Below are 15,991 nucleotides of genomic sequence, written 5' to 3'. Positions count from 1 at the left end.
AGGCCGTTTCCGCCGTACCCGAGGTGCCGTTCCCGCCGCCCGGAGGCAGGTGTCACCGCCTCCCGTTCGCGGCCTCTCCCCCTCCCCCTCGCCTTCCGTCCGCTGAAAGGACCTCCCACCATGACCACCACACTCGAGCACCCGCCCGCGGTCCGTCAGGCCCCCGCCGCCCGGCTCGTCACCGGTGTCCTCGACATCGACGCGCAGGGGAAGGGGCATCTGCGGGCCGCGCACCTGCTGCCCTCCCCCGCCGACCCCCAGGTCCCGCCGGGCCTGATCCGGCGGCACGGACTGCGCAGGGGCGACCTGGTCGAAGGCGTCCCGGGCGACCGGCGCGCGCTGACCGAGGTCACCCGCGTGGACGGACGCGACCCGGCTTCCCTGCGCGCCCGGCGTCACTTCCGCGACCTCACCCCGCTCCACCCGCACCAGCGCATCCGCCTGGAACACCCCGGCTCCGGGCCGGCCGGGCGCGTCACCGATCTGTTCGCGCCGGTCGGCAAGGGCCAGCGCGGGCTCATCGTGGCCCCGCCGAAGAGCGGCAAGACCGTCCTGCTGCAGCAGCTCGCCGCCGCCGTCGCCGGCAACCACCCCGAGTGCCGGCTGATGGTGCTGCTGCTGGACGAGCGCCCCGAGGAGGTCACCGAGATGCGCCGTTCGGTGCGCGGCGAGGTGTACGCCTCCACCTTCGACCGGGCGCCCAGGGAGCACATCGCCCTGGCCGAGCTGGTGATCGAGCGGGCCAAGCGGCGGGTGGAGGCCGGCGAGGACGTCGTGATCCTGCTGGACTCGCTGACCCGGCTGTGCCGTGCGCACAACAACGCCTCCGCCGCCGGCGGGCGCACTCTGAGCGGCGGTGTCGACGCGGGCGCGCTGATCGGCCCCAAGCGGTTCTTCGGCGCCGCCCGCCAGGCGGAGGAGGGCGGCTCGCTGACCATCCTCGCCACCGTGCTGGTGGACACGGGCTCCCGCGCCGACGGCTACTACTTCGAGGAGCTGAAGAGCACCGGCAACATGGAGCTGCGCCTGGACCGGGAAGCCGCCGCCCGGCGCCTCTTCCCGGCAGTCGACCTGGACGCCAGCGGCACCCGCCGCGAGGAACTGCTGCTCACCCCGGCCGAACTGACGGCCGTACAGGGCCTGCGCCGGGTCCTGCGCCCCCGCGACGGCGGCCCGTCCGGTCTGGAGACCCTCCTGGAGCGGCTGCGCTCCACGCCCGACAACGCCGCCTTCCTGCGGCGGATCCGGCCCACCCTGCCCTCCGGCTGAGCCCGGCGCCGGGGCCGGGATCCGGCATCCGGGTTACCCGCGTGCGCCGAACGGCCGCTACGGCGAGAGACACGGCCGACCCCTTCGTACGTTGACCATATGATCACCGGACTTTCTCATCGGGTGGCCGCGACGGCCTGTTCCCTGTGCGTGGCGGGCGTGCTGGCGCTCACGCCGGCCACCGCCTCCGCCGGCCCCCGTGCCGGAGCCCCCGCACCGCCCGGCCCGGGAGCGGCGATGCCCGCGCCGTCCCTGCTCTACCGCTCCGGCGTCCAGGTCCGCCCGCACCGGGACGCGCCCGAGGTCCCTCAGGTGTCGGCGCTGTCCTGGGTGGTGGCCGACGCCGGCAGCGGCAGTGTGCTGGCCGCGAGTTCCGCGCACCGCAAGCTGCCGCCGGCGAGCACGCTGAAGACCCTGTTCGCGGTCACCGTGATGCCCTCCCTGCCCTCGACGATGCGGCACACCGTGAGCAACGCCGAACTCGCGGGCATCGGCGAGGGCAGCAGCCTGGTCGGCGTCAAGGAAGGGCTCTCCTACCAGGTGGCCGACCTGTGGCGCGGTGTCTTCCTCAGCTCCGGCAACGACGCCGTGCACGTGCTCGCCGCGCTGAACGGCGGCTGGCACACCACGGCCAGGCGGATGCAGGACAAGGCGCGTGCGCTCGGCGCCCTGGACACCCATGTGGTCTCCCCCGACGGCTACGACGCCGACGGCCAGGTGTCCTCCGCCTTCGACCTGGCCGTCTTCGGCCGGGAGGGCCTGCGCAACCCCGACTTCGCCCGCTACTGCTCCACCGCCGAGGCGCATTTCCCCGGTGACGGCCAGTCGTACGGCATCCGGAACACCAACCGGCTGCTGACGGGCGCCAACGGGGTGGCGAAGTATCCGGGGCTGATCGGCATCAAGAACGGCTACACCACCAAGGCGGGCAACACCCTGGTGGCCGCGGCCCACCGGGGTGGGCGCACACTCGTGGTGACCGTGATGAACCCTCAGGCCGGCGGCGGGTTCGCCGTGTACCAGGAGGCGCGCAAGCTGCTCGACTGGGGCTTCGCGGCGGCGGGCCGGGTGGACCCGGTCGGCTCGCTGGACGGGCTGCGCGTCGTGAGGTCCCGCCCGGCGTCGGTGACCACACCGGTGGCCGCGGCCGCGTCGCCGGCGGCCGACGACTCGGGCTGGTCGGCCACCGCCGTCGCCGCCGGACTCTCGGGGCTCGGGGTGGGCACCGTGGCGCTGATGCTGACCCTGCGGGCCAGGGGCAGCCGGGCGCCGCGCGACTGACCGGCCGGCAGGCCCAGGAGCAGGCCCAGCGTGATCCAGGTGTAGGTGTTGCTGCCCAGGAAGCCGCCGATGCCGGACGCGTCGTCGAACCACAGCCAGACCACGCTCGTGCAGAGTACGGCGAACAGGGCGCCCGCGATCCGCGGGCGCCCGGCGCGCAGCAGCACCGCGAAGGACGGCAGCAGCCACACCAGGTGGTGCACCCAGGTGATGGGGCTGACCAGGCAGGCCGCCGCCCCGGTGAGCGCGAAGGCCGCCGCCGGGTCGCCGGCCCGTACCGCCCTGCGCGCCCGCCACGCCCAGACGCACAGGGTCAGCAGCACCGCCGTCGCCCACAGCGGGCGGCCCGGCTCGCCGAGGCGGGCCAGCACGCCCTGGAGCGACTGGTTCGACACATAGTCCAGCCGGCCCACCCGGCCGGTGTCCCAGAGCGCCTCGGTCCAGTAGAACCGGGAGGCCCCCGGGTCGGCCCAGGCGGCCAGCCCGGTCGCCGCGAGGGCGACGGCCGTCGCCACGCCCGCCGCCCGGCGGCGCCCGGCGAGCAGCAGCAGTCCGATGAACAGGGCGGGCGTGAGCTTCACCGCGGCGGCGAGCCCGGTCCCGGCACCCGCCCAGCGCTCCCGGCCGGTCGCGAGCAGCAGGCAGTCGCCGAGGACGAGGGCGAGTAGCACCAGGTTGACCTGGCCGAAGCTGAAGGTGTCCCGCAGCGGCTCGAACAGGGCGAGCAGGCACAGGCACAGCGACCAGCGGTACCAGCCGTGCCGCCGCCAGCCGGGCCCGGCGAGGATCCGCAGGACCACCGCCAGGGCGGCCAGGTTGACCAGCAGGGAGGCCACGATCGCGGAGGTCCGGCCGAGCGGGGCCAGCGGCAGCATGACGAGCGCCGCGAACGGCGGGTAGGTGAAGCCGTAGGAGGTGCCCGGCACCCGGTAGTCGTAGATCCGGCCGCCGTGGTGCACCCAGGTGTGCACGGTGCCGTAGTAGACGCGCAGGTCGAAGAAGCCGCGCAGCAGCGGCACGGTGGCGGTGAACACCGTCACGGCGGCGGCGAGGGCGAGGACCAGCAGCAGCCGGCCCCCGGTCGTGCGCGGCCCGCTCACGCCATGCGTCCCGGCGCCGGGGCCTGGGCCGCCTGGTGTGCCTGCCACAGGACGACCACGCCGAGCACCCCGCCGGAGACGGCGAGCACCAGCTGGCCGGGGTCGGCCGGGCCGCCGCTCGGCAGTACGGCGAGGGCGAGGACGCCCGCCAGGGCCGCGACCCGGTGCCGTACCGAGGTACTGGGCGCGGCGGCGGCGATGAGGAACAGGCCCCACAGCACGTACCAGGGGCGGATGGCGGGGCCGAGCACGGCGACCGTGAGCAGGCTGAGGCCGAGTGCGTACACGGGTCTGACGCGCGTCCGCAGCCATATCAGCGCCACGGCCACGGTGGTCGCGGCGAGGCCGAGCACATGCCAGGCGGGCACGGCCAGTGGGGCCAGGCTGCTGCCGAGGTGTGCCAGCAGGGCGCCGGTGGCGCGGCCGAGCAGGCTGGTCAGGGCCCAGTTGTGCGGGGAGACGGGGGTGTTCAGGGCGCCGATCCAGCCGTAGCCGGTGCCGGCGACGGCCGTGGCGGCGACCGTCGTCACGGCGGACGCGGCCGCCGCGCTCAGGACGGCCGGCAGCGGGCGGCGGCCGGAGCGGATCCCAAGGGCCACGACCGCGAGCAGACCGAGCGCGGCCGGCGCCTTGACCAGGGCGGCCAGGGTGACGAGGACGGCTCCGAGGACACCGCCTGCGGGCCGGTCCCCGCGGGCGGCGACCAGGCCGAGTCCCAGCAGGCCGAGCATCAGGGCGTCGTTGTGGGCGCCCGCGACCAGGTGCAGCAGCACCAGCGGGTTGAGGGCGCCGAGCCAGAGGGCGGCGGCCGGGTCGGCGCCGCTGTGCCGGGCGAGGCGGGGCAGCGCCACCGCCATCAGGGCCACCCCGAGCAGGGCGACCAGGCGCATGCCGAGCAGACCGGCGGGCAGCCGGCCGTGGGTCAGGCCGGACAGCGCGGAGGCCAGGGCGAGGAAGGCGGGACCGTAGGGGGCGCCGGTGTGCCGCCACATCGGGGCCACCTCGTCGGCGAGCGGGCCGCCGAGCTGGGCGGGCCCCTGGGTGTAGACGTCCATGTGGGCGTCGACCATGGCTCCCTGCGCGAGATAGCTGTAGACGTCCCGGCTGAACAGCGGCGGTGCGAGCAGCAGCGGCGCCGCCCACACCGCGAGCACCAGCAGCAGGGCGCGCGGAGCGGGCGGCTGCGGGCCGCGCACCAGGCGGCCGAGGAGCAGCCAGGCCGCCGTCAGCAGGACGACACCGAAGTACACCCCGACGACACCGAGCGCCGCCTGCGCCGAGGCGGGCGCCAGCAGGTCCCTCACGGGCAGGGCGCCGGCCGTCTCACCGCCGAGCGCGAGACATGCGGTGCCGGCCAGCCCGAGCACCTGGCAGCGGCGGAGATCGACGGGGAACGCCATGGCCAACACTCGGGCAGCGTGTCAACGCCGGGTGGCCGGAAGACGACGCTCCAGTCACCGGCGGGCGGCCCGCACGTGACCGGCGTGTGAGCGACGATGCCTTCCGGGCGTCCGCAGGGTCACCTCTGTGACGGCAACCGACGGAACGGACATGATCACCGTGGCGCACAGCTCCGCCTGCACCAGGACCGGCGACCTGGAGACGTACTGCGAACTCCACAGCGAGGCGTCCGCGCACCGGCCGCTGGTGCTGCTGCACGAGTTCCTGGACTGAGGGCCCACGGCGGCCGGAGCGGTCAGAACACCGAGAGCCCGGTCAGCGTGGTGAACCGGTCGAGCGCGGCCACGCCGGCCACCGAGTTGCCGCGCTCGTCCAGGCCCGGGCTCCACACGCACAGCGTGCACCGGCCCGGTACGACCGCGATGATCCCGCCGCCGACCCCGCTCTTGCCGGGGAGTCCCACGCGGTAGGCGAAGTCCCCGGCCGCGTCGTACGTCCCGCAGGTCAGCATCACCGCGTTGACCTGTTTGGCCTGGCTGCGGGTGAGCAGCCGGCCGCCGTCGGCGCGGATGCCGTGCCGGGCCAGGAAGCCGGCGGCGAGGGCGAGGTCGGCGCAGGACGCCCGGATGGAGCACTGCCGGAAGTACTGGCCGAGCAGGACGGGCACGTCGTTGTCGATGTTGCCGTAGGACGCCATGAAGTGGGCGAGGGCGGCGTTGCGGTCGCCGTGCGCGCTCTCGGAGGCGGCGACCTCCTGGTCGAAGTCCAGGGAGGCGTTGCCGCTCTCGGCGCGCAGAAACGCCAGCAGCTCACCCGCCGCGTCTCCGGTACGGGTCTGGAGGCGGTCGGTGACGACGAGGGCGCCCGCGTTGATGAAGGGGTTCCGCGGGATGCCGTTCTCGTACTCCAGCTGGACCAGGGAGTTGAAGGGGTTGCCGGAGGGCTCGCGGCCCACGTGCTCCCAGAGTTCGTCGCCCTCGCGGGCCAGGTCCAGAGCGAGGGTGAAGACCTTCGTGATGGACTGCGTGGAGAACGGCTCGCGCCACTCCCCCACCCCGTACACCGTGCCGTCCAGCTCGGCGACGGCCATGCCGAAGCGGCGCGGGTCGCAGGCGGCGAGGGCCGGGATGTAGTCGGCGGCCCGGCCGCGGCCGGGGGTGCGCTCCATCTCCTCGGCGATGCGCTCCAGGACCGGCAGGAAGGTGAGGGACGACGTCGTTGTCATGATCACCATTGTGCCTCCGGACCGGCCCCGGAGCCCACTCGCACCAGGGCCGATATCCGCCTGTTACCGCAGGTCAGGTGGTCGGCGCCCCGCTGCCGGCGACGACCTCGGGGCGCAGCAGGCCGGCCAGCCGCTCGGCGGGCAGCAGGCCCTTGTCCAGGACGAGTTCGGCCACGCCCCGGCCGGTGGCGAGGGCCTCCTTGGCGATCTCGGTGGCGGCGGTGTACCCGATGTGCGGGTTGAGCGCGGTGACCAGGCCGATGGAGTTCTCCACGCTCGCCCGCAGCCGCTCGGTGTTGGCGGTGATGCCGGACACGCAGCGCTCGGCCAGCGTCAGGCAGGCCCTGCGCAGATGGGCGACGGACTTCGACAGGGAGTGCAGGATGACCGGCTCGAAGGCGTTCAGCTGGAGCTGTCCGGCCTCGGCGGCCATGGTGATGGCGACGTCGTTGCCGATCACCTCGAAGGCGACCTGGTTGACCACCTCGGGGATGACCGGGTTGACCTTGCCCGGCATGATGGACGAACCGGCCTGCACCGGCGGCAGGTTGATCTCGCCGAGTCCGGCGCGCGGGCCGGAGGACAGCAGCCGCAGGTCGTTGCAGCTCTTGGAGAGCTTGACCGCGATCCGCTTGAGCACACCCGACATCTGCACGAAGGCGCCGCAGTCCTGGGTGGCCTCCACCAGGTTGGCGGCGGTGACCAGCGGCAGCCCGGTGATCCCGGCCAGGTGCCGGCGGGCCGACTCGGCGTAGCCGGCCGGGGCGTTGAGGCCGGTGCCGATGGCGGTGGCGCCGAGGTTGATCTCGTGGATCAGCTCGACGGCCTCGGCGAGCCGGCTGCGGTCCTCCTCGATCATGACGGCGAACGCGGAGAACTCCTGACCGAGCGTCATCGGCACGGCGTCCTGCAACTGTGTACGGCCCATCTTGAGCACGTCACGGAACTCGACGGCCTTGCGGGCGAACGCGTCCTGCAGGACGGCCATCGCCTTGAGCAGTCCACGTACCGCGAAGGCCGTCGCTATCTTGACGGCGGTCGGATACACGTCGTTGGTGGACTGGCTCAGGTTGACGTCCTCATTGGGGTGCAGATAGGCGTACTCCCCCTTGGCGTGGCCGAGCAGTTCCAGCGCGCGGTTCGCCACGACCTCGTTGGCGTTCATGTTGGTGGAGGTGCCGGCGCCGCCCTGGATGACGTCGACGACGAACTGGTCGTGCAGCTTGCCCGCGCGGATCTCCTGGCAGGCGGCGACGATCGCGCGCGCCTTCCGGGGCGCCAGCAGGCCGAGTTCCTCGTTGGCGAGTGCGGCGGCCTCCTTGACGGCGGCCAGGGCGTCGATCAGATGCGGGTAGGCGGAGATCGGGGTGCCGGTGATGGCGAAGTTCTCCGTCGCGCGCAGGGTGTGCACACCCCAGTACGCGTCGGCGGGTACGTCACGGTCGCCGAGGAGGTCGTGTTCGGTGCGGGTGGCGGCGGCGGTCATGAGGGTGAGGGCTTCCTGGTGAAGGGGTGGGTGAGCAGGCCCCGGAAAGGGCGCGGGGCGGCGAGCTACGCGCATGCGGGCTCGGACACGGGGTCCAGGGCGCGCACGGCCCGCACGCACCCCACCGGCTCCCCGCCACCCAGCAGCGGCTCCCCCGCGAACTCGGTCAGCAGCGCGGGGTCGACGCCCGCGCGCGCGAGCGCAGCCGCCGCCACGGGAATCCGTGCCCGGTTCGCCCCGTCGGCGATCTTCACGGCGACGGCCCGGCCGTCGGGCAGCGCGGCGACCTGCACGCCCTCGAAGCCGTCCTTGGCGAGCAGCCCCGGCACGGCCCGCATCAGCGCGGCCACGTCACGGCGGGCGCCGGAGGCCATCTCGGGGTGGGCCCGCATCGCGTCGGCGACCTGCGCCTCCGGCGTGCCGGGCGCGGCCGACGCGATCCGGGAGAGGGCGCGGGCCAGGCCGTGCAGGGAGAGGGAGAACAGCGGCGCGCCGCAGCCGTCCACGGTGACCCGGGCGACCCGCTGCCCGGTGAGGTCCTCGACGGTCTCCCGGATCGTCTGCTGGAGCGGGTGCTGCGGGTCGAGGTAGTCCGGCAGGGACCAGCCGTTCAGCCGGGCGGTCCACAGCATGGCCGCGTGCTTGCCGGAGCAGTTCTGGGCGAGCCGGGAGGGGCCCCGGCCCGCGCGGATCCAGTCGTCCCGCACGACCGGGTCGTACGGCAGGTCGGGGACGTTGCGCAGGTCGTCCTCGGTGAGCCCGGCGAGGTCGAGGATGCGCCGGGTGCCGGCGAGGTGGCGGTCCTCGCCGGAGTGGCTGGCGGCGGCCAGCGACAGCAGTGGGCCGTCGAGCGGCAGTCCGGCGCGCAGCATGGCCACGGCCTGGAGGGGCTTGACGGCCGAGCGCGGGTAGAAGGCGGCCTCGATGTCGCCGAGCTGCAACTCCACCCGGCCGTCGGCGCCGAGGACGACGACGGAGCCGTAGTGGATGCCTTCGACGACTCCGCCGCGGACGAGGTGGGCGACGGGAGCGTGGAGGGGTTCGCGTATGACGGGTGCGTCGGCGAGGGAGCTGCTGTACATCACTGCCTGTGTCGATGGGTCGGGTCCGGCCGGTACGCGGGTCACGCGCCGGCGCGGGCGGAGGTGCGGGGCGTCCGGCCGCGCAGGGCGTACCGCCCGGCGGCCGTGCTTGCGGTGATCAGCGGCGGACGGAGCACGGTGGTGGGTCCGGGAACGCCGTTCCGAGGTGCTGCTCGCTCATCCCCCGGGGCCGCCTTCCGTGGGCAGGCCGTCCGCGCGCTGGGGTCGCACGATGTCGGTGAGGGTCGTCTCGACGCGGTCCAGGTGGTGGCTCATGGCCTCGACGGCGTCGTGTTCGGATCCGTCGATCAGCGCCTCGACGATGGCCCGGTGCTCGCGGTTGGACTGGTCGCGGCGGCCGCCCAGCTGGTTGAGGAAGGCGGACTGACGCGCCAGTGCGTCGCGGATCTCCTCGATGACCCGGCGGAAGACCGGGTTCTGGGCGGCCTCGGCGATGGCGAGATGGAAGAGGGTGTCCATGGCGACCCAGGCCGTGGTGTCCGTCTCCCGCTCCATGCGGTCGAGCAGGTGGGCCAGGTGGTCCAGGTTCTCCGGGGTGCGGCGGACGGCCGCGTACCCGGCGACGGGGATCTCGATGTGGCGGCGCACCTCGAGCAGGTCGCTGGCCGCGTAGTCGCCGAACGTGGGGTCCTCCACGGCGCTCGCGACGACGAAGGTGCCCTTGCCGGTCCGGGAGACCGTCAGGCCCATGGTCTGCAGCGCGCGCAGCGCCTCGCGCAGCACCGGCCGGGAGACCTCGAGGGTGCGGCACAGCTCGGCCTCGGAGGGGAGCTTGTCGCCGACGGCGTACTCGCCGCGTTCGATGGCGCCGCGGAGGTGGGCCAGGACCGCTTCCATCGCGCTGACACGGCGCGGGCCCGGGCCACCTGTCTGGCTGTCTGACAGGTTCACGGAAGCGATCCTGCGGCTTCGGGACCCGGACTGTCAAGCCACCCCGCATACAGAGGTTCACGGGGTGCGGACGCCTGAATACAGGCATCCGCACCCGTGGGTGGCCAGGAGGGTTCGGTCAGGCGTTGAGGGTGCCCGTGGCCAGCAGGCCGAGCAGGCCGAGCCCGATGACGACGCGGTAGATCACGAACGCGTTGAAGGAGTGCTTGGCGACGAACTTCAGCAGCCAGGCGATGGAGGCGTAGGCGACGACGAAGGACACGATCGTGCCGACGGCCAGCGGGGCGGCGCCCACACCCGCTCCCAGGGCGTCCTTGAGCTCGTACAGCCCCGCGCCGGTCAGGGCGGGAATGCCGAGGAAGAACGACAGGCGGGTGGCGGCGACGCGGTCGAGGTCCAGGATGAGGGCGGTGGACATGGTGGCGCCCGAGCGGGAGAAACCGGGGAAGAGCAGGGCGAGGATCTGCGAGCAGCCGACCCACATGGCGTCCTTGAACGAGGTGTCGTCCTCGCCGCGCTTGTGCCGGCCCATCTGGTCCGCGCACCACATCACGGCCGAACCGCCGATCAGCGAACCGGCCACCACCCACAGCGAGGCCAGCGGGCCGTCGATCAGCGGCTTGGCGGCCAGGCCCACCAGGACGATCGGGATCGTGGCGCAGATGACCCACCAGGCGAACTTGTAGTCGTGGTGGTAGCGCTCCTCGCGGTTGGTCAGACCGCGGAACCAGGCGGAGACGATCCGCTTGATGTCCTTGAAGAAGTACACGAGCACGGCGGCGATGGCGCCGACCTGGATGACGGCGGAGAATCCGACGACGGACTTGTCGTCGACGGGGATGTGCATGAGCCCCTCGGTGATCTTCAGGTGCCCCGTGGAGGACACCGGGAGGAACTCTGTCACCCCCTCGACGACTCCGAGGACGACGGCCTGACCGACGGAGATGGCGCTCATGGGATCCAGTTCTGAGGAGAGTTGGTCGACATTGCTGTAGACAGTACTTGCTGCGCCCGGCGCCCTGGCAAGCGCCTAGGCCCACAGGGCTTCGGCGATCGAGACACCGGCGAAGGCGGCGGCGAGCCCGGCCGCAAGGCTTCCCAGGACGTTGGCGGCGGCGTAGGCGCCGGAGCCGGCCTCGGCCAGCCGCAGGGTCTCGTAGGAGAACGTCGAGTACGTCGTGAGCGCTCCGCAGAACCCGGTGCCCACCAGCAGCTGCACATGCGGTCCGACCGCCCCGGCGGAGAGCGCGCCCGTGAGCAGGCCGAGGATCAGCGAGCCGGTGACGTTCACCACGAAGGTGCCCCAGGGGAAGACGGAGTCGTGGCGGGCCTGCACGGCACGGTCGGTGAGATAGCGCAGCGGTGCGCCGACCGTGGCCCCCGCGATGACGAGCAGCCAGTTCACGTCGACTTCTCACCCTTCCCGTGCGCGCCCCCGGTGTCGCCGGAGCGCCCCACGTACCGGACGACCTCGCACTCCTCCAGGGTCACGAGCCCCTCGCCGACGAGGTCGTCGAGCTGCGGCAGGAAGGCCCGCACCCGCTCCTCGGTGTCCACGACGACGATCGCCACGGGCAGGTCCTCGCTCAGGGACAGCAGGCGGGAGGTGTGGATGCGGGAGGAGGCGCCGAAGCCCTCGATGCCCCGGAAGACGCTCGCCCCGGCGAGTCCGGCGGCGTGGGCGCGGTGCACGATCTCCGAGTAGAGGGGCCTGTGGTGCCAGGTGTCGTCCTCGCCGATGTAGACGGTGAGCCTGAGGGCCCGGCCGGCCGGTGATGTCATCGCTGCCTCCCGGTCAGCAGCCGGCGGGCGGCCACGGAGGCCAGCCACACCGCGGCGAGGGCCGCGCACGGCGTCGCGGCGAGATAGGCGAGCCCGAGGCCCGGGCGGTGCGCGTCGACCAGCTTGCGGATGTCGACGGCGTAGGTCGAGAAGGTGGTGTAGCCGCCCAGCACACCGGTGCCGAAGAAGGGGCGTGTCAGGCGGTGGGCGGCCCACACCTCGGTGATGAGCACCATGAAGACGCCGATCACCGCGCAGCCGGTGACATTGGTCCAGAACGTGGCCCAGGGGAAGCCGCCGGGCGCTGTCGGAAAGGCGAGGACGAGACCGTAGCGGGCGCAGGCGCCGACGGCGCCGCCCAGGGCGACCACCGCCACGACGGGTGCCTGGCTGCGCCACTCGGACCGCCGCCGTGGGCCGGGGCGGACACGGAGGCTCTCGGCTTCCGGGGCTGTCATGCTGGTACGTCTCCTCTTGGGCCTGCCCCGAACGGGTGATCATGGCCGGGCACCAGCCTACCGCCGGGTCAGCGGGCGGCGGGCCGCGCACAGACCGCGACGCCGGGCTCCCAGAGACTACCGAGTACGAGATGGTCCCCGGTCGCGCAGACGCTGGTGACCATGCGGAAACCGGAGCGGCGGCGGGTGAGGTGCGCCACGGTCCGTCCGGCGTCGTCGAGGGCCATCACACCGATCGTCCGGCTCGGGCGGTACGGCGCGTGGACCGCGGCGCGGGCTGCGGCGGCACGCACGGCGGGCGAGGCGCGGTGCAGCAGCTCCAGCGGGGGGACCCGGGGACTGGGGAGCGAGACCCACAGCGGGCCGCCGGGGCCCTCGCGCCAGAGGTTGTCCGGCATGCCGGGGAGCGTGGCGAACAGGTCGGTGTGACCGGCGCGCGGGCCGGTGAGGTGGTAGCGGGTGAGCCGGCAGGCGCCGGTCTCGGCGATCACCAGGAAGGAGCCGTCGGCGCCGGCAGCCAGGCCGTTGGCGAACTGCAGGCCGTCCAGCAGCACTTCGGGCTCGCCGCCCTCGGGCGCGACACGCAGCAGCCGCCCGGTTCCGGTGTGCTCGACGATGTCGCCGATCCACTGGTCGAGCGGGTAGCGGCGGCTGGAGACGGTGACGTACACGGTGCCGTCGGGCAGGGCGACGGCGTTGCTGCAGAAGCGGAGCGGCTCCCCCGCCACCGAGTCCGCGAGGACGCGGACCGTGCGACCGGTGCCGGTGCCGGGATCGACGCGGAGCAGGCCGCGTTCCGCGTCGCACACCAACAGGGCGCCGTCCGCGAGCGGTTCGAGTCCGAGGGGACGGCCGCCGGTCTCGGCCAGCACCTCCACGCGGGCCGTCCGGGGGTCGCCGAGGTGGTGGACGCGCAGGATCCGGCCGTCCGCCACTCCGGTCAGCACCCGGCCGTGCGCGTCGACGGTCACGTCCTCGGGGCCGTGCCCGCCCAGGGAGACGTAGTGCAGTGGGACGAGTGCCGTGGGTCGGTCCATGTCGGGGTGCCCTTCCGTCGGTCGGCCCATCATCTCCGGCCCGCCGCCTGCCCGCAGGCCCCTCGCGCGGCGGTGCTGCGGACCGGCCCCGTACGGCGCGCCGGGCGGCGGCCGGTTCACCGCGGCTCCGGGGCGGCACCGCGGGCGTGCGTCACCAGCCCTTCTCGAAGACCCGGGCCACCTCGGCGATGCGGATCTCGTCGCGCCGGTAGTAGGTGCGGCACCAGCCGCGGCGGGTGCGCAGCACGCCGAGCCGGGTGAGGAAGTCCAGGTGGGCGAGGGCGGTCCGGCGCGGCACGCCCAGCTTCGCGGCGACGGCGCGCGCGGTGACGCCCGTCTCGGCGAGGTCGCGGCCAGGGGGCGCCGGGAAGTGGGCCGCCGGGTCCTTGAGCCACTCCAGGATCGTCCGCCGCATCCGGCCCGAGGGGGTTCCCATCATCGTCCGCCTCCGTCCCCGGCCTCCTCGTACGCAGTGTTCCCACTGTGCCGCCGGCGACTCCGCCGCGGCCGGGACTCGGCGGTCGTTGTCCGGTACCCCACCGCCGTACGGCCGGGGCGGGCCGGTGTGCGCCGGACGAACGGCGGGGGCCGGGCCGCTGATCGGCAGAAGGCACAGCGCCGGCCCGGTGGCAGGCCGAAGCGGAGTAGTGGGTGAGGCGGCAACTGCCGCCGTGACCGCCGGCCTCGGTGTACGAAGCACCCGTGTCCCCGTACTCGGACCAGCCGGCGGAAGTGGCCGCCCCGGTGCCGTCCGCCTCGAACCCGCCGTTGGCGAGCGTGCTCGCGGCGGAGGCGGACTGCGGGGGCAGGGCGGTGACGAGCGGCGGCAGCAGGACTCTGACGGTGCGTCCGGGACGGAACTTCATCGTCCGTGGCACACGCGGACGGAGGGGAGCCGGCTCAGCCGTCGAGTCGTACGACCCGGACGGCCCCCGCCGGGACCGGAACGCGGCCCGCGGCGCATTCGCCGTCAGCAGCTCGGTCCCGGGCGCGTCCAGCGGCACCTTGGTGTCGCCGGCGGTGTGGCGGATCGCGAAGAGGTAGGTCACATCCGCCGGGGCCGGTGAGCCGTACCCGCTCGTCCTGCAGCAGTGGCGAGAACTCCTCCACCGTCAGACCGAGGACGTCGCGCAGCGCGCCCGCGTAGGCGCCCTCGGGCACGGCGTCGTGCTCGTCGACGATGCCGGGAGGTACAGGGCCAGCACGACGACAAGGGGATAGGCCGACAAGTCGGCTTCCGGCTGGGCGAGGTCGACGGTGAGGTGGCGGTCGTAGCGCCACGAGAGGTTCTGCGCCCGGCGACCGAGCGGGTGAGGTCGGCCGCCATGGCGAGGTTGACGTGGGTGCGGCGGTCGTCGGTGACCAGGCCGGCCTCGCGGTCCCAGGCCCAGTAGTACACGGAGTGGCGCGGCACGGCGGGCAAGGGCGCCGGGAGGGAGCAAGCGGTCAGGATCGAAGAAGCCGAGGCGGGCGCGGCGGGCCTAGCGTGAAGTGCGTCGGAAGCGCACCGGTGGAAAGACCCGCCGGGCCACGCACCTGAGAATGGAGAGTCCCATGACCGTCGGCCTGCAGACGATCATCTACCCCGTCAAGGACAGGAACCGGGCGAAGGCCCTGTTCACCGCGCTGCTCGGGGTCGAGCCGTTCGTGGACGAGCCCTACTACGTCGGCTTCAAGGCCGAGGGCCAGGACGTCGGCCTCGACCCGAACGGGCATGCCCAGGGCCTGACCGGGCCGGTGCCGTTCTGGCACGTCACCGATCTGCGGGAGCGGCTCGCGCGGCTGCTGGAGGCGGGCGCCGAGGTGGTCCAGGACGTGCGGGACGTCGGCAACGGCCGGCTGATCGCCTCGGTGAAGGACCCCGACGGCAACCTGGTGGGCCTGCTGCAGGACCCGGTCGCCTGAGCACCGGCAGGACGCGGCCGGGCCCGCCCGCATCCGCACTAGTTGCACACTCAACGATTGGCTGGATCGGTGCTACCGTGCGGGTATGGCAGTCAAGACGGCCGACGCCCGGCTCGAGGAACGGTGGCGGGACATCCTCGCCGTGCACGCGCGCACCATGTGTGAGATCGACCGGGCCCTGCATCCGCACGGGCTGGGTGCCAGCGACTTCGAGGTGCTGGACATCCTTGCCGCGGAGTCGCCCGCGGAAGGCGACCAGTGCCGGGTGCAGAACCTGGTCGGCCGGGTGCATCTCAGCCAGAGCGCGCTGTCCCGGCTGATCAGCCGACTGGAGAAGGACGGCCTGGTCGAGCGTTCGGTGTGCGCGGAGGACCGGCGCGGGGTGTGGGTGGCCCTCACGCCGAAGGGCCGCGCCCTGCACGCCGAGGTACGACCGCTGCAGCGCGCGGTGCTGGAGCGGATGCTGGCCGGCCGGGAGCGCTAGAGGACCGGTCCGGTCCCGGGGAGCGCCTCGGCGTCGGCGGCATGCGGCCACGCTTCACCGAGGCCCGGTGCGGCCAGGGCCCCGCCTCACCTGGCCAGCAGCGTGCGCACCCCCTGTGACGTCAGCGTCAGGGCGTGGGTCGAGCTGCCGTCGATGGCCAGGGAGAGGTCGTCGTCGGGCCACTGAGAGGCCAGGGCGCCCAGCGGGATCAGCCGGTAGCGGGAGACGAACGGCAGCAGGTCGGTCATCTCGCCCTCGGTGGTGAAGACGGGGACGACCGGATCGCCTCCGGGCTGTTCGAGCACCGGCAGAGCGACGCTCGTGGCGTCGGCGCCCTCGCCGTCGATCGCGTCGTCCGGCACGGGGACGAGCACGTCACTGTGGGCGAGGACGTCCAGCGCGGTCTCGTCCTCGGCGTTCACCGCCAGCGCGTCCAGCGCCTGCTGGGCGGGCGTCGGCAGGTCGTTGTGTGCGGGTGTCTCCATGGCAGATCCCCTGGTAGCGACGGTGTTTCGGCCCACCCGGGAGCGGACGGCACCCGGGCGTGCTCCCGCCACGCGTACCCGGCG

Annotated in this window: 17 protein-coding genes and 3 pseudogenes; 5 read left to right on the top strand and 15 right to left on the bottom strand. The window is 73.6% G+C overall.

Annotated features, from left to right (window positions below):
* Positions 1 to 120: 120 nt before the first annotated feature.
* Together rho and OG956_RS32705 are read left to right on the top strand one after the other, a co-directional pair.
* The gene (gene rho, locus OG956_RS32710) at positions 121 to 1,269 is read left to right on the top strand and encodes a transcription termination factor Rho (RefSeq protein ID WP_330341619.1); all 1,149 of its coding nucleotides are present in this window, start codon (positions 121 to 123) and stop codon (positions 1,267 to 1,269) included.
* A 99-nt stretch (positions 1,270 to 1,368) separates the two neighbouring features.
* Positions 1,369 to 2,202 (top strand): annotated as a pseudogene (locus OG956_RS32705) (D-alanyl-D-alanine carboxypeptidase family protein); the annotation flags it as partial.
* Positions 2,203 to 2,261: 59 nt separating this feature from the next.
* On the opposite strand, the gene OG956_RS32700 reads toward OG956_RS32705, so the two are convergent.
* Complete coding sequence (locus OG956_RS32700) at positions 2,262 to 3,650, bottom strand: glycosyltransferase family 87 protein (RefSeq protein ID WP_330341618.1); 1,389 nt, start codon at positions 3,648 to 3,650, stop codon at positions 2,262 to 2,264.
* Complete coding sequence (mptB, locus tag OG956_RS32695; protein WP_330341617.1) at positions 3,647 to 5,050, bottom strand: polyprenol phosphomannose-dependent alpha 1,6 mannosyltransferase MptB; 1,404 nt, start codon at positions 5,048 to 5,050, stop codon at positions 3,647 to 3,649. Before mptB ends, OG956_RS32700 begins: the two co-directional genes overlap by 4 nt.
* Positions 5,051 to 5,177: 127 nt before the next feature.
* Between mptB and OG956_RS32690 the strand changes: the two genes are divergently transcribed.
* Entirely contained in the window at positions 5,178 to 5,324 is a 147-nt protein-coding gene (locus tag OG956_RS32690; RefSeq protein ID WP_330341616.1) for a hypothetical protein, read from the top strand.
* A gap of 22 nt (positions 5,325 to 5,346) precedes the next feature.
* On the opposite strand, the gene OG956_RS32685 is transcribed toward OG956_RS32690, so the two are convergent.
* The 12 genes and pseudogenes from OG956_RS32685 to OG956_RS32630 form a co-directional block, all read right to left on the bottom strand.
* Positions 5,347 to 6,285, bottom strand: coding sequence for a glutaminase (locus OG956_RS32685; protein ID WP_330341615.1), 939 nt, complete (start codon positions 6,283 to 6,285; stop codon positions 5,347 to 5,349).
* 64 nt (positions 6,286 to 6,349) lie between these two features.
* Positions 6,350 to 7,762, bottom strand: a complete 1,413-nt coding sequence (aspA, locus tag OG956_RS32680) for an aspartate ammonia-lyase (RefSeq protein WP_330341614.1) — start codon at positions 7,760 to 7,762, stop codon at positions 6,350 to 6,352.
* A gap of 65 nt (positions 7,763 to 7,827) precedes the next feature.
* Positions 7,828 to 8,844 (bottom strand): asparaginase, encoded by a 1,017-nt coding sequence (locus OG956_RS32675; RefSeq protein WP_330341613.1) that lies wholly within the window; start codon positions 8,842 to 8,844, stop codon positions 7,828 to 7,830.
* 177 nt (positions 8,845 to 9,021) lie between these two features.
* Positions 9,022 to 9,756 (bottom strand): FadR/GntR family transcriptional regulator, encoded by a 735-nt coding sequence (locus OG956_RS32670; RefSeq protein WP_330341612.1) that lies wholly within the window; start codon positions 9,754 to 9,756, stop codon positions 9,022 to 9,024.
* 118 nt (positions 9,757 to 9,874) lie between these two features.
* The gene (locus tag OG956_RS32665; protein ID WP_330341611.1) at positions 9,875 to 10,711 is read right to left on the bottom strand and encodes an undecaprenyl-diphosphate phosphatase; all 837 of its coding nucleotides are present in this window, start codon (positions 10,709 to 10,711) and stop codon (positions 9,875 to 9,877) included.
* A gap of 75 nt (positions 10,712 to 10,786) precedes the next feature.
* Complete coding sequence (gene crcB, locus OG956_RS32660) at positions 10,787 to 11,161, bottom strand: fluoride efflux transporter CrcB (RefSeq protein ID WP_330341610.1); 375 nt, start codon at positions 11,159 to 11,161, stop codon at positions 10,787 to 10,789.
* On the bottom strand, positions 11,158 to 11,538 hold the full coding sequence (locus OG956_RS32655) for a DUF190 domain-containing protein (protein ID WP_330341609.1): 381 nt from the start codon (positions 11,536 to 11,538) through the stop codon (positions 11,158 to 11,160). Before OG956_RS32655 ends, crcB (OG956_RS32660) begins: the two co-directional genes overlap by 4 nt.
* Entirely contained in the window at positions 11,535 to 11,996 is a 462-nt protein-coding gene (crcB, locus tag OG956_RS32650; protein ID WP_330341608.1) for a fluoride efflux transporter CrcB, read from the bottom strand. The genes OG956_RS32655 and crcB (OG956_RS32650) overlap by 4 nt, the downstream gene beginning before the upstream one ends.
* Before the next feature lie 68 nt (positions 11,997 to 12,064).
* Positions 12,065 to 13,033: an SMP-30/gluconolactonase/LRE family protein gene (locus OG956_RS32645; RefSeq protein ID WP_330341607.1), complete on the bottom strand. Its 969-nt coding sequence runs from the start codon at positions 13,031 to 13,033 to the stop codon at positions 12,065 to 12,067.
* A 151-nt stretch (positions 13,034 to 13,184) separates the two neighbouring features.
* Positions 13,185 to 13,472, bottom strand: a complete 288-nt coding sequence (locus OG956_RS32640) for a helix-turn-helix domain-containing protein (protein WP_330341606.1) — start codon at positions 13,470 to 13,472, stop codon at positions 13,185 to 13,187.
* A 193-nt stretch (positions 13,473 to 13,665) separates the two neighbouring features.
* A pseudogene (locus OG956_RS32635) lies at positions 13,666 to 13,899 on the bottom strand (arabinogalactan endo-1,4-beta-galactosidase); the annotation flags it as partial.
* Positions 13,900 to 13,933: 34 nt separating this feature from the next.
* Positions 13,934 to 14,328: pseudogene (locus OG956_RS32630) on the bottom strand (beta-galactosidase trimerization domain-containing protein); the annotation flags it as partial.
* A 259-nt stretch (positions 14,329 to 14,587) separates the two neighbouring features.
* On the opposite strand from OG956_RS32630, the gene OG956_RS32625 reads away from it, so the two are divergent.
* Both OG956_RS32625 and OG956_RS32620 read left to right on the top strand, forming a co-directional pair.
* Complete coding sequence (locus OG956_RS32625) at positions 14,588 to 14,938, top strand: VOC family protein (RefSeq protein WP_330341605.1); 351 nt, start codon at positions 14,588 to 14,590, stop codon at positions 14,936 to 14,938.
* An 85-nt stretch (positions 14,939 to 15,023) separates the two neighbouring features.
* Complete coding sequence (locus tag OG956_RS32620; protein WP_330341604.1) at positions 15,024 to 15,422, top strand: MarR family winged helix-turn-helix transcriptional regulator; 399 nt, start codon at positions 15,024 to 15,026, stop codon at positions 15,420 to 15,422.
* Positions 15,423 to 15,508: 86 nt separating this feature from the next.
* On the opposite strand, the gene OG956_RS32615 is transcribed toward OG956_RS32620, so the two are convergent.
* Complete coding sequence (locus OG956_RS32615) at positions 15,509 to 15,907, bottom strand: SseB family protein (protein WP_330341603.1); 399 nt, start codon at positions 15,905 to 15,907, stop codon at positions 15,509 to 15,511.
* Positions 15,908 to 15,991 lie beyond the last annotated feature (84 nt).

It is taken from the genome of Streptomyces sp. NBC_00557 (assembly GCF_036345995.1).
Lineage (GTDB): Bacteria > Actinomycetota > Actinomycetes > Streptomycetales > Streptomycetaceae > Streptomyces.
The sequence above is the reverse complement of the archived record's forward strand: the minus strand, read 5'-3'. Positions and strand labels throughout refer to the sequence as shown.

Excerpts from the sequence above, each read along its gene's own strand:
- rho (WP_330341619.1), top strand. The coding sequence starts at position 121 with ATGACCACCACACTCGAGCACCCGCCCGCGGTCCGTCAGGCCCCCGCC.
- mptB (WP_330341617.1), bottom strand. The coding sequence starts at position 5,050 with ATGGCGTTCCCCGTCGATCTCCGCCGCTGCCAGGTGCTCGGGCTGGCC.
- OG956_RS32685 (WP_330341615.1), bottom strand. The coding sequence starts at position 6,285 with ATGGTGATCATGACAACGACGTCGTCCCTCACCTTCCTGCCGGTCCTG.
- aspA (WP_330341614.1), bottom strand. The coding sequence starts at position 7,762 with ATGACCGCCGCCGCCACCCGCACCGAACACGACCTCCTCGGCGACCGT.
- OG956_RS32675 (WP_330341613.1), bottom strand. The coding sequence starts at position 8,844 with ATGTACAGCAGCTCCCTCGCCGACGCACCCGTCATACGCGAACCCCTC.
- OG956_RS32665 (WP_330341611.1), bottom strand. The coding sequence starts at position 10,711 with ATGAGCGCCATCTCCGTCGGTCAGGCCGTCGTCCTCGGAGTCGTCGAG.
- OG956_RS32655 (WP_330341609.1), bottom strand. The coding sequence starts at position 11,538 with ATGACATCACCGGCCGGCCGGGCCCTCAGGCTCACCGTCTACATCGGC.
- crcB (WP_330341608.1), bottom strand. The coding sequence starts at position 11,996 with ATGACAGCCCCGGAAGCCGAGAGCCTCCGTGTCCGCCCCGGCCCACGG.
- OG956_RS32645 (WP_330341607.1), bottom strand. The coding sequence starts at position 13,033 with ATGGACCGACCCACGGCACTCGTCCCACTGCACTACGTCTCCCTGGGC.
- OG956_RS32640 (WP_330341606.1), bottom strand. The coding sequence starts at position 13,472 with ATGATGGGAACCCCCTCGGGCCGGATGCGGCGGACGATCCTGGAGTGG.
- OG956_RS32625 (WP_330341605.1), top strand. The coding sequence starts at position 14,588 with ATGACCGTCGGCCTGCAGACGATCATCTACCCCGTCAAGGACAGGAAC.
- OG956_RS32620 (WP_330341604.1), top strand. The coding sequence starts at position 15,024 with ATGGCAGTCAAGACGGCCGACGCCCGGCTCGAGGAACGGTGGCGGGAC.
- OG956_RS32615 (WP_330341603.1), bottom strand. The coding sequence starts at position 15,907 with ATGGAGACACCCGCACACAACGACCTGCCGACGCCCGCCCAGCAGGCG.